Annotated in this window: 10 protein-coding genes; 7 read left to right on the forward strand and 3 right to left on the reverse strand. The window is 44.9% G+C overall.

The genetic code is table 11. The annotated features are described in order from the left end of the window. Window positions 1-155: 155 nt before the first annotated feature. Genes yfmF through folD form a run of 4 tightly spaced genes read left to right on the forward strand, consistent with a single transcriptional unit; the run spans window position 156 to window position 4,770 of the window. Entirely contained in the window at window positions 156-1,421 is a 1,266-nt protein-coding gene (yfmF, locus tag BLW60_RS02720; RefSeq protein WP_074714349.1) for an EF-P 5-aminopentanol modification-associated protein YfmF, read from the forward strand. Next, window positions 1,418-2,695 carry an EF-P 5-aminopentanol modification-associated protein YfmH gene (gene yfmH, locus BLW60_RS02725; RefSeq protein WP_074714350.1) on the forward strand — a complete coding sequence of 426 codons (1,278 nt, stop codon included), beginning with the start codon at window positions 1,418-1,420 and terminating at the stop codon, window positions 2,693-2,695. The genes yfmF and yfmH overlap by 4 nt, the downstream gene beginning before the upstream one ends. Before the next feature lie 5 nt (window positions 2,696-2,700). After that, window positions 2,701-3,882, forward strand: a complete 1,182-nt coding sequence (gene lgt, locus BLW60_RS02730; protein ID WP_074714351.1) for a prolipoprotein diacylglyceryl transferase — start codon at window positions 2,701-2,703, stop codon at window positions 3,880-3,882. Window positions 3,883-3,912: 30 nt separating this feature from the next. Next, window positions 3,913-4,770: a bifunctional methylenetetrahydrofolate dehydrogenase/methenyltetrahydrofolate cyclohydrolase FolD gene (folD, locus tag BLW60_RS02735; RefSeq protein ID WP_074714352.1), complete on the forward strand. Its 858-nt coding sequence runs from the start codon at window positions 3,913-3,915 to the stop codon at window positions 4,768-4,770. A 119-nt stretch (window positions 4,771-4,889) separates the two neighbouring features. Here the strand turns inward: folD and BLW60_RS02740 are convergent, their stop codons facing one another. Continuing rightward, window positions 4,890-5,648, reverse strand: coding sequence for a hypothetical protein (locus tag BLW60_RS02740; RefSeq protein ID WP_074714353.1), 759 nt, complete (start codon window positions 5,646-5,648; stop codon window positions 4,890-4,892). 638 nt (window positions 5,649-6,286) lie between these two features. Here BLW60_RS02740 and BLW60_RS02745 point away from each other — a divergent pair. The 3 genes from BLW60_RS02745 to BLW60_RS02755 are packed head-to-tail and all read left to right on the forward strand — an operon-like array spanning window position 6,287 to window position 10,166. After that, the gene (locus tag BLW60_RS02745; RefSeq protein WP_139283353.1) at window positions 6,287-7,828 is read left to right on the forward strand and encodes an MBOAT family O-acyltransferase; all 1,542 of its coding nucleotides are present in this window, start codon (window positions 6,287-6,289) and stop codon (window positions 7,826-7,828) included. 12 nt (window positions 7,829-7,840) lie between these two features. Then, a complete protein-coding gene (locus BLW60_RS02750) occupies window positions 7,841-8,803 on the forward strand; it encodes a GDSL-type esterase/lipase family protein (RefSeq protein WP_074714354.1) in 963 nt (320 codons plus the stop codon). A gap of 46 nt (window positions 8,804-8,849) precedes the next feature. After that, the gene (locus BLW60_RS02755) at window positions 8,850-10,166 is read left to right on the forward strand and encodes a protein kinase domain-containing protein (RefSeq protein ID WP_074714355.1); all 1,317 of its coding nucleotides are present in this window, start codon (window positions 8,850-8,852) and stop codon (window positions 10,164-10,166) included. Window positions 10,167-10,267: 101 nt separating this feature from the next. On the opposite strand, the gene BLW60_RS02760 is transcribed toward BLW60_RS02755, so the two are convergent. Continuing rightward, entirely contained in the window at window positions 10,268-10,558 is a 291-nt protein-coding gene (locus BLW60_RS02760; protein ID WP_074714356.1) for a hypothetical protein, read from the reverse strand. A gap of 102 nt (window positions 10,559-10,660) precedes the next feature. Continuing rightward, entirely contained in the window at window positions 10,661-11,929 is a 1,269-nt protein-coding gene (locus BLW60_RS02765; protein WP_074714357.1) for a hemolysin family protein, read from the reverse strand. Window positions 11,930-12,020: the final 91 nt, after the last annotated feature.

Raw genomic sequence — 12,020 nt, forward strand, 5'->3', positions numbered from 1 at the left:
ATTATACCACTTCTTATTATCAAAAATCAAGTATTTTGCAACAATATAATGGCGGATATAACAAAATTTGAAAAAAATGCAAAATACTATGGTAATTTATTTTTAATTGTGTTATAATATGTTGTATAGCTTTTTAGGATTGGAGTGTAAGCTTGATGATATATAAACGGTCAGAGTTGGGCGATAATATAGGATTTACCACTATTATTGACGATAAATTCAAGTCCAGTTCCCTCGCAGTCTATTTTCTCACTGAACTGAGCGAAAAGACCGCAGCCGTGAATAACCTCGGAATAAGTATCCTTACCGTATCAAGCCGTCAGTACAACACATACGCCTTACTGTGTGAAAAGCTTTCCGAGCTTTACGGTGCAGGTCTTGGCTCTATAGCAAGAAAAAAGGGCGATGCGCAAATACTTGGACTGAAAGCTTCATGGCTCGATAACAAGTATGCTATCGACGGCGAAGATATATGCGGCGAAATGCGTCAGCTGATACACGGCTGTCTTTTTGAGCCAAATGTCAGCAATTGTGCATTTGATGCCGATTCGTTTAATATAGTAAAAAAAGACCTCATCGACAGGATAGACGGTGAGCTCAACCAGAAGCGCAGCTACGCCATTTCTCAGGCTGCAAAGGTAGCTTTCCGCGGAGAGCCTGCGGAGTGTACAGGCTACGGAAGCCGTGAAGCCGCCTCAAATGCATCTCCCGAGGACGCATACCGCGCCTATGAGGAGCTTCTGAAAACTGCGCAGATAGAGATATACTACGTTTCTCCACATGAGGACAGCTCCTTCGCGGAAATGTTCACCGAAAGCTTCGGAATGATAGAAAGAGCTCCGCGAAAAGTAAGTATACGCAATCACAGTCCTCTTAAACCCGAGCCAGAGCACGTTTCCGAGGAATTCGACGTTAATCAGTGCAAAATGGTGCTTGCTTTCAAAACAGACTCTGATGATAAGTATGCACTGAAAATGCTCAGCATAATCTACGGCGAAATGCCTTTCTCAAAGCTTTTCCTCAATGTCAGGGAAAAACTGAGCCTGTGTTACTACTGCGTAAGCACTTCTGTTTCCGCAAAGGGCACTTTCTTCGTGGACAGCGGCATAGAACGCTGTAACATAGACAAAGCCCGTGATGAGATACTCGCTCAGCTGGAAGAGATAAAAAACGGCAATATCACCGATGAGGAGATAGAAAGTTCACTTATGGCACTCGATAATGCTGTATTGCAGATAGGCGATACTGCCTCATCGTATATAAACTGGTTTTTCGACTGTTTCAGCGATGGAAAGCTCATAACTCCCGAGGAACACTTCCGCGAGTTCAGGGCTGTCACAAAGGAAAGGATAGTACAGGCTGCAAACTCTCTGAAGCTCGATACCGTATATCTCATGCTTGATAAGGAGGTGCAGGAATGAATAAAGAGATCCTTACAAGCTCGCGCACAGGCGACAGCTGTATACACGTAAAGCACAAAAGCGGACTTGATATATATATATGCGAAATGAAAGGCTTCAGCAGTATAGAAGCTCTGTTCGGTACAAAGTACGGCTCTGTGAACACTATGTTCAAGACTGCCGCCGACAAGGATTATACAACTGTTCCCGAGGGAATAGCGCACTTCCTCGAACACAAGCTCTTTGAGAACGAGGACTGCGGAGTTTTCGAGCTTTATGCTAAAACAGGCGCATCAGGCAACGCTTTTACGTCCTTTGACAAGACCTGCTACCTGTTCAGCTGCTCAAAGAACTACGAAGAAAACCTGAAAATACTGCTTGATTTCGTACAAAAACCCTACTTCACAAAGGAAAACGTTGACAAGGAAATGGGCATCATCGGTCAGGAGATAAAAATGACCAATGACAATCCCGAATGGCGTGTATTCTTCAATATGCTCAGAGGAATGTACCACGCTCACCCCGTAAAGATAGACATTGCAGGCACTGTTGAGAGCATATCCCATATAGATGCAGACCTGCTTTACAAGTGCTATGATACGTTCTATAATCTGAACAATATGGTGCTTTCCATTGCAGGAAATATCAGTGCGGACAAGGTACTCGAGATATGCGATGACTGTCTCCGCCCATGTACCGACAAGGGACTGGAAACCGTTTTCCCCGATGAGCCTGCCGAGATAGTGCAGTCAGAGGTGCATGAAAAACAGCCCGTAGGTGCTTCTATCTTCAATTTAGGCTACAAATGCACTGCAAAAAGCGGTAATGAACGTCTTAAAGACATAGCTGCGGCTTCCACCGCAACTTCCCTGCTGTCAGATCCTGCTCTGCCCATGTGCGAGAGACTTCTCAAGGAAGAGATAATAAACTCCACATTCGGCGGCGAAGTATTCTACGGCGATAATTACTTCACAGCTATATTCTCGGGAGAGTCGGATTCCCCCGAAGCCATAAGAGAAGCACTCTTTGACGAGATCGACCGCCTTATAAATGAGGGCATAAACGAGAAGGACTTCCAGAGAATAAAGAAATCCTCATACGGTATGATGATCTGCGAGCTCAACAACGTTGAAGCTGTTGCGAACCTCATGCTCAACGCTCATATAGACGGTGTAGGTCCGTATGATGCTATAGAAGTGCTGTCGGAAATGACAAGCAGCGATGTTATCGATTTTATGCGCAGAGAAATGCGCCGTGACAGGTGTGTACTGTCCATAATAGAAAAGGAGGCATAATTTTAATGTCAACAGAAACGCTTTTAGAACCAAACGAAATACAATTCCCCGAGCTGGGCTGGAAATTCCACATTGATCCTACCGCATTCAGTATCGGAAATATGCACATTCAATGGTACGGTATCCTTATTACCTTAGGTCTTATCCTTGCTCTTGTATACGCACTGCCGAGAATGAAACGCTTCGGACTCGACGCAGACAGAACTATCGACGCTATCATCGGCGGCGTTATCGGCGGTATAGTCGGAGCTCGTTTATACTATGTCCTTATGCGCTGGGACGAATACAAAGGCAACTGGGGAGACATATTAAATACCAGAAACGGCGGACTTGCCATATACGGCGGTATCATAGGCGCGCTGCTGGTAGGTCTTACAATATGTAAGATACGAAAAGTCAAAATGCTACCTATGCTGGATATAACCGTTATCGGTTTCCTTATCGGACAAGGTATCGGACGCTGGGGCAACTTCATAAATCAGGAAGCTTTCGGAACCAACACAAGCTCATTCCTCGGCATGACAGGCGGTACTATACAGCGTACTATCAGCAGCGAGATGCAGATAGGCGGCGACCTTTATCAGGAAGGCGTGAATATGCTGTGGGAAAAGCCTGTACACCCCTGCTTCTTATACGAGTCATTATGGTGTCTGCTTGGATTTGTTATCCTTTCATTCTGGTCAAAGCGCAGAAAGTATGACGGACAGCTTTTCCTCATGTACCTTGCATGGTACGGAGCTGAGCGTTTCGTAGTTGAGGGACTCCGCACAGACAGCCTTATGCTCGGAAATATCCGCGTATCACAGGCACTTTCAGCTGTAATATTTGTCGTATCCGTAATACTCCAGATCATATTCTATGCAAAGGGAAAGCGCGATCCCGAAAGCATGGTGCTTTACGCAAGTACAGAAGAATCTCACCGCCTTATCGAAGAATCACGCCGCAAGAGCATGGGCATCAAGGGTGCTGACGCTAAAACAGGCGATGATGATGACGATGATCTCGACATCTTCAACGATGATGACGACGACTTCGACGAAAGTGAACTCGATAACGACGATGATGATGATGACGATGATATCCTCGAAGATGATGACGAGGAAGATGATGACGAGGAAGATGATGACGAGGAAGATGAGGACTCTGACGCAAAAACAGAGGACAATAAAGATAATAATGAGGACTAAAAGTCCAATAGCCATAAGGAGGACAAAAAAATGGCACAGTTAATAGACGGAAAGGCAGTTTCCGCAGCAGTAAAGGCTGAGGTCGCTGAAGAAACAGCCAAGCTCAAAGATGAAAAGGGACTCAAGGTAGGTCTTGCAGTCGTTATCGTTGGAAACGATCCTGCATCGAGAGTTTATGTCAATAACAAAAAGAAGGCTTGTGAGGCTGTAGGCTTCCAGTCATACGAGTACGCTCTTGACGAGTCAACTACGCAGGAACAGCTCCTTGACCTTGTAAACGTACTTAACCGCGACGACAGAGTAAACGGTATACTTGTACAGCTCCCTCTGCCAAAGCATATCGACGAAAAGGCAGTTATCAACGCTATCTCACCCGATAAGGACGTTGACGCTTTCCACCCTATCAACGTAGGCAAGATAATGATAGGCGAATATTCATTCCTGCCATGTACTCCCGCAGGCGTTATGCGCCTTATCGAGAGCACAGGCACTGACATCACAGGCAAGCAGTGCGTAGTTATCGGCAGAAGCAACATCGTAGGCAAGCCGCAGGCAATGCTTCTTCTCCAGAAAAACGGCACTGTTACTATCTGCCACTCAAAGACCAAGAACCTCAAGGAAATATGCCTCGGTGCTGATATCCTCGTAGTCGCTATCGGACGCGCTAACTTCGTTACAGGCGATATGATAAAGGAAGGCGCAGTAGTTATCGACGTAGGCATGAACCGCCTCGACAACGGCAAGCTCTGCGGCGACGTTGAGTTCGAGTCCGCAGAGAAGAAGGCTTCTTTCATCACTCCCGTACCCGGCGGCGTAGGTCCTATGACTATCGCTATGCTCATGAAAAATACGCTCACAGCTGCTAAACAGCAGGCAGGGATTGAATAATTGTAGGGGAGCCCGCCCTCGGGCTCCCGTTAATGCGTAATTCTTAATGCGTAATGCGTAATTATTTCACGGCATAAATAACAAAAACCTCAGCATCTCTGCTGAGGTTTGTTTTTATGTTATGGAGTCCATGTCATATTCACACCAATAATTGTCCAGTCATTTCTGTTATCAAAGCTAAAAACGATGCTTCTTTCCTCGTCGGTGAAAACAGTTGATGTTTCTGTATAAAAGAATCCATTTTCACCTTTTTTGTAAGTCGGTTCGCCGCTGTTTGCGGTAAGTTCATCTGCTGTAAGATTATAAGGGAAAGCAAATTCAAAACCATTGCAGTATTCCCCGTTTTTCTTATCAAGTTTGCTGCCATCATAGCTTATATAACAGAGAACACAGTCTTTCATCGGTGTTCCTTCCTCTTTAAGATTGCAGAAATATAAATGGCAATCTGCTTCAGAATTTCCTAAATATACGGTATATTCAATTGCACAGCCAGCCTCGTGCGGATCACCGTGAAAGCTTTCTTTCCACACCTTATCGTAATTGTCCTTTGGTTCTAAGCCTGCGTCAAGGAAATCCTGTAATGTTGACACACCGAGCGTCATAAGCTTTCCATTATACTTAAAACTCATGTTGGTGAAATCAACGTATTTATCGCTGAGCTCTGTTGGTACAGCAGGCTCTGTTACAGCTTCTGTAGTTATCTCCTCGGTAGTTGTTATTTCCTCAGTTGCAGCTGCTTCTGTTACTTCTTCTGTTGCTTCTGCAACTGTAGTAGCTTCGGTAGTCTTTTCGGTTTTATTGTCGCTCTTTTCGCTTTCGCCGCAGGCTGTAAGACTGAGCATAGCCACGAGAGCAGCTGCTAATATCTGCTTTTTCATCAATATTTCTCCTTTGTTGTTTTAACGGGCGGATAATATCCGCCCTACACCGATATGCGTATATCGTGTTTTGCCAGTCCTCATTATAGCACCGACCGCACTTTCAGTCAATAAAACCGCCGCAAATTCAACGTTTTGATTATATATTATAAAACAGTGCAGGAATATTTGTTGATGTCGTTAATCAATTATTGCGGCATGGCAATTATTGCGGCGCAGAGCCATTGCCCTACGCAACACATAAAATTGATCCAATTACTATGATATCGTTATTTCACGGACTGCCAAAGGCAGCCCCTACAAATTATCATTCTTAATTCGTCCGCGTAAGCGGACACCATAATTACGCATTACGAATTACGCATTACGAATTAACGGGAGCCCGAGGGCGGGCTCCCCTACAAGCTAACGGCTCGGGCGCACACTGTGCGCCCCTACTAATCACTAATCACTAATAACTAATAACTAAAAAGCAGCAGTTTACTGCAAATTGCTACATTATTCCAAAGCTATTGACAATTAATCGTCAAACGTGTAAAATAGTAATGTATGAGTTTAAATATTGCTATTTTTCGTAGATTATTAGAATATATACAAACCGAAAATAGGGGCAAAAGATTTTACAAAGGGTGGTTTATTTGGTTTTCAGCAGCTTGGAATTTATTTTCATTTTCCTGCCTGTTTTTATGATAGCCTATGCGGCATCAAAAAAAGAATACAGAAATTTCGTGGTATTAGCAGGAAGCATTTTTGCAGGGTATAGGCTCTTCCACACTCTCGGCTACACAAAACCCTGGCAGATAGCTCTCTTTGCATTCGCTGTGCTTTTCTATTTCTGGAAAGCGAACTCGACATCTCGGATAGAATACCAAAATCTTATAATTTTCACGGGAAGCGTCATATTCTACAGCTTCGGCGTACAAAAGCCCGTTTACATTTTCCTCTTTCTGCTGACGACTTTGCTCAACTTTATCGTCGGACAGTTTATCGAAAACAGCCGCCATGCCAAAAAGGCATGGCTGTTCTTTGGTGTATTATTCAACTTCTGGTGGCTCATATTCTTCAAGTACTGGTCATTCGGCACAGAGAATATAAATCATCTCTTCCACCAGAACCTTACCGTAAAGGATATTATCCTGCCTATAGGAATTAGCTTCTATACCTTCCAGAACGTATCATATATAGCCGATGTGTTCAAGGGCAAGGCAAAGGCAGAAAAAAGCCTAATAAATTACGGCGCGTACATAAGTATGTTCCCACAGCTCATCGCAGGTCCTATCGTTACTTATGACCATGTGGCAAAGGAACTCAAAAACCGCCGCCACTCCATGCAAAAGGTGGAGGACGGTCTCAAGACATTTACCATAGGACTTGGCTATAAAGTCCTCATCGCCAATCAGATAGGCGGACTCTGGAGCGATATCTCCATGATAGGCTATGAGAGTATTTCCTCAAAGCTTGCATGGCTGGGTATATTTGCCTACTCGTTCCAGCTTTATTTCGATTTTTGCGGATATTCCCTCATGGCAATAGGTCTCGGCAAGATAATGGGCTTTGATCTGCCCCGAAACTTCGACCACCCATACCTCTCCCTCACTATGACCGAGTTCTGGAGAAGGTGGCACATGACCCTCGGTACATGGTTCAAGGATTACATATATATCCCACTGGGCGGAAACCGTAAGGGCACATCAGCCATGATAAGGAATACCTTTATCGTATGGCTGTTTACAGGTCTCTGGCACGGTGCAAGCTGGAACTTCGTATTATGGGGACTTGTTCTCTTTGTGATCATCATGACCGAAAAACAGTGGACAGGCAAAGTACTAAACAAGATAAAGCCTCTCGGCCATGCCTATATGTTTCTTGTGATACCGCTTACATGGCTCATTTTTGCCATTACGGACTTCCATGAGCTGGGCATTTACTTCAAGAGACTTCTTCCATTCCTGCCGCAAAAGACCTATGCAGTACTTGACAAAGACTATATCAAGTACTGGGGAATTTACTGGAAATACTTCCTTGCAGGCTTTATCTTCTCTACCACACTTCCTCAGAAGCTATACAAAAAGATGAAAAATTCCCCGTTCACTGCAATTATCCTTCTGGCAGTATTCTGGGCATCTGTCTACTGTATGTACAGAGGACTCGATGATCCGTTCATGTATTTCAGATTTTAAGGAGAGACTATTGTGAATAGATTCAGACAATGTATATATACGCTTATACTGCTCCTTACCTGCTTTGTGGCTTCACCGTTCATATATAAGCAGATATGGAACAACAGTAAAGTCAAGGCTTCAAAGACAACGATAAAAACTCCCGTTGCCGCAGCACAGCCTGCTCAGACTACTCCTGCCGACCCGAATGCAGAAACTCAGCCAACATCTGAGGGGGAGACTGCCACTGCAAACGCAGAACAGCCCTCAGAACCTGCAACTGCACAGGCACAGTTCACACAGAGCGGTCCCGAGTATTTCGATGATGCACTCTTTATAGGCGATTCACGTACAGTTGGCCTCCGCGACTACGGTACGCTGAAAAATGCCGATTACTTCTGCGATATCGGACTTTCCGCATATCAGATAGACAAGACCTCCGTAAACGGCAAGACCGTGTGGACAGTACTCAACGAAAAGAAATATGCAAAGATATACGTTATGCTCGGCATAAACGAAGTCGGAAACGATATCGAATACACTGTCTCGGCATACAGAAAGCTTGTTGACGGCATAAAGGAAGTACAGCCCGATGCGGTGATCTACATTCAGGCAAATCTTCACGTTACCGCAGCATACGAAAACAACATTATCAATAACGAGCGCATAAATATGCTCAACAGCCGTCTTGAAGAAATGGCTGACAACAGCAGGGTATTCTTCCTTAACGCAAACTGTATTTTTGATGATGAATACGGCGCACTCCCTGGCGACAGTTCAAGCGACGGAGTACATTTTCTTGCTAAATACTATTCACAGTGGTGCGACTGGCTCTGTCAGAATACTGTATCAAAGGGCGGCAGCTCCGCACCTGCAGCGACTGCTGCACAACAGCCTGCCGAAACAGCCACATATACATCTGAACCTGCTGAAACAGAGGCTGAGACAACTACAGAAAACAAAAAACCTCAGAACGAGGAATTCTCAAATATGTAATGGCGGTATCTCCGCTTAATATAAGGGATATGAAAGGAGCATTATCATGGCAGAACTCAAAACAGGCTACAAGGGCAGAACTATTTACAATTCAACGTTCACTATTCTTGATTTCCTCGGCGGAGGCGGTCAGGGCAACGTCTACAGAGTAGAGTGCAACGGCAAGCAAATGGCACTTAAATGGTACCACAAATCCACCGTTGAAAAAATGAAAAACCCTGAGGAATTCTACGAAAACCTCAAGGCAAACATAAAAAAGGGTGCTCCCACAAAGGCTTTCTTATGGCCCGAGGAGCTTTCCGAATGGATAGACGGCAGCTTTGGCTATATAATGCCTCTTCGTCCACAGGGATATGAGGAGCTTACACGTTTCCTGCTGTGGGACCCGAAAACTCGCCGCATGAAAGCAAGCTTCGCAAACATAACCGCTCGCTGCAATGCCGCTATCAATATCATCGAGGGCTTCCGTGCTCTCCATAATGACGGCTACAGCTATCAGGATCTTAACAACGGCAACTTCTTTATTGATCCGCAGAACGGCGACGTGCTCATATGTGACAACGACAACGTTTCCGAACGCGGAGTAAACTTCGGTATCGCAGGCAAACAGCGTTATATGGCACCTGAGGTAGTCCTCGGCGGTGCTCCCGACAAGCGTTCTGACCGTTTCTCACTTGCCGTAATACTCTTCCGTATGCTCTTCATCGAGCACCCACTTGAGGGCAAGTACTCGACTCCCCCGTGTATGACTCCCGAGCTTGAAAAGAAGTTCTACGGAAGCGACCCTGTTTTCGTACTTGATCCCGAGGACGACCGCAATGCTGCAAACAATCAGCTCAACACAAATACTCTCCGCTTCTGGAAGATATATCCCGAATATATCCGCGACCTGTTCATACAGTCCTTTGGCAAAAGCTCGGTAAAACCGCCTTATGACCGTGTTATCGAAATGACATGGCTGGACGCTTTCGTAAAGCTGAGAAGCGAGACTGTTCCCTGCCCTCACTGCGGCAAGGAGACATTCATAACACCAAAATATTCCGTAAGCTGTATGTACTGCGGCGGTCAGCTCACCTGCACAGAGAGCATAAAGTTCAAGCGTTTTGAGCTTCCTGCATTCGGCGGAGCTAAGCTCTATGAGGGTATGACAGGTGAGACCGACGGTGATTTCCACAAGATAATCGGCGAGGTGGTCCGCAATAAGAAGGACCCCAGCAAGCACGCTCTCCGCAATCTCACTCAGGAGACATGGAGCGTAAAGCTTCCCGACAATACCGTAAAGACTGTTGACCCTAACGGCATAATGCCTATAAATAAAGGCTTCGTCCTCACTATCGGAAGAAGCGAGGGTACAGTAGAATAAACAAAAAACCGAAACAGTAAAGCTGTTTCGGTTTTTTTGTAGGGGACGCTGCCCTCGGCGTCCCACATCTTTCCGTTAAATTTGTCGGGCTGATGTGGACATCAGCTCCTACGATTTATGATACATTTTACTGTACCAATGATAATTGGTATGGGAGCGGCTATTATCAACAAAAGTCCTGCTTTTTCAAGGATACTCATATCCATGAATATTCTCCCGGAAATGAATATCACCGTTGGACTGTCTGCGCCGCCGATAATACCTATGCTTTCGGGCTCATCAGAAGTGAGCGTCCTTATTATCCCAAGTATCACACGTATATTAACGAGCAGCCCAACTGCAAGGAAGATGATGCCTGTTAATATAAAAGCTTTTCCTTTTTTCGATTTCATGGTTCTGACCGTCTCAATTCTCTGAAAAATGCACGGACTGCCAAAGGCAGCCCCTACAATCTTAGTTCTTAGCTCTAAGTTCTTAGTTCTTAATTCTTAGTTCTATTCTTCTTCCTCGTCATCTTCATCATCGTCAACGGGAAGAACTTCGATAATTACCTTTTCCACAGTCTGCTCATTCATTTCTGCAACTGTAATGCGGAAGATACCGCTTTCGGCAGTCTCTCCTGCTTCCGGGATATGCTCCATAACATCTGTTACCCAACCGCCCACGGAAGTATAGTCCGTAGTTATCATATCCTCGTCAAGGTCGAGCATTTCAAGCATATCGCTTATGCTCATATCTCCTGCAACCTCGTACTTATCAGGAGCAAGCATCATAATATTTGTCTCTATCTCGTCGTCCTCATCGTATATCTCACCGACAAGCTCCTCGATGATATCCTCAAGGGTAACTATGCCCTTAGTTCCGCCATACTGGTCGATAACTACCGCAAGATGTACCTTTGAACGCTGCATATCGCGCATTGCCTCGCTTATGAGCTTTGAGTCCGCAATATGAGGAACTTCCTGTATTATGGGCTTGATATCGTTTCCGCCCTCTACCAGCATCTTGAAGAACGCCTTGTTTGTGATGATACCCACTACGTTATCAAGGCTCTTTTCATAAACAGGGAGACGCGAGTACATTTCCCTGCTGAAAAGCTCCTTTATCTCATCGATAGTCGCACCGAGCTCCACTCCCACGACCTTTACACGGGGAATGAGTATCTCATTGACATTTATTTCATCGAATTCAAGGGCGCTCTTTACAAGCTCGCTCTCCTGCTCCTCGATAACGCCCTGCTCCTCTATCTCATCTATCATATATTTCAGCTCTTCCTCGGTAACGCTGGGAGCTTTATCTTCCTTGGAGACAAGTGAAGAAAGCTTGTTGAGCAGCCATACGAATGGCTTGAACACCGTTACAAGGAATGAAAGTGCAGGAGCAAATGCAAGTGCAAGCTTTTCCGCATTTTTCTTTGCATAGGATTTCGGCAAAACTTCACAGAATACAAGCACAAGTACTGTGATGACTATAGTGGATACTGCCGCACCCTTGCTTCCCATAAGCTTTATAAATACGATAGTGCTGACCGATGAAGTTGCGATATTGACGATATTGTTGCCGATAAGCACCGCCGTAAGGACTTCATCGAAGCGATTTGCAAGCCTCAGGGCTTTTTTGGCTTTTTTATTACCCTGAGCCTCATAGTTTTTCAGTCTCAGCTTGTTGACGCTTGAAAAAGCTGTTTCAGTGCCCGAAAACAGAGCTGAAAATATCATCATCGCAACGACAAGAACTATCTTCCATATATCTGAACTGTCCATAATTTTCCTTTCCTTATATATAATGTTTTTATTATATCATATATATAAGAATAATGCAAGGGCGCGGAGTTAAAAATACCTAATAAATTAT

Origin of the sequence: Ruminococcus flavefaciens, assembly GCF_900108555.1 — a bacterium.
Classification (GTDB): domain Bacteria; phylum Bacillota; class Clostridia; order Oscillospirales; family Ruminococcaceae; genus Ruminococcus; species Ruminococcus flavefaciens_P.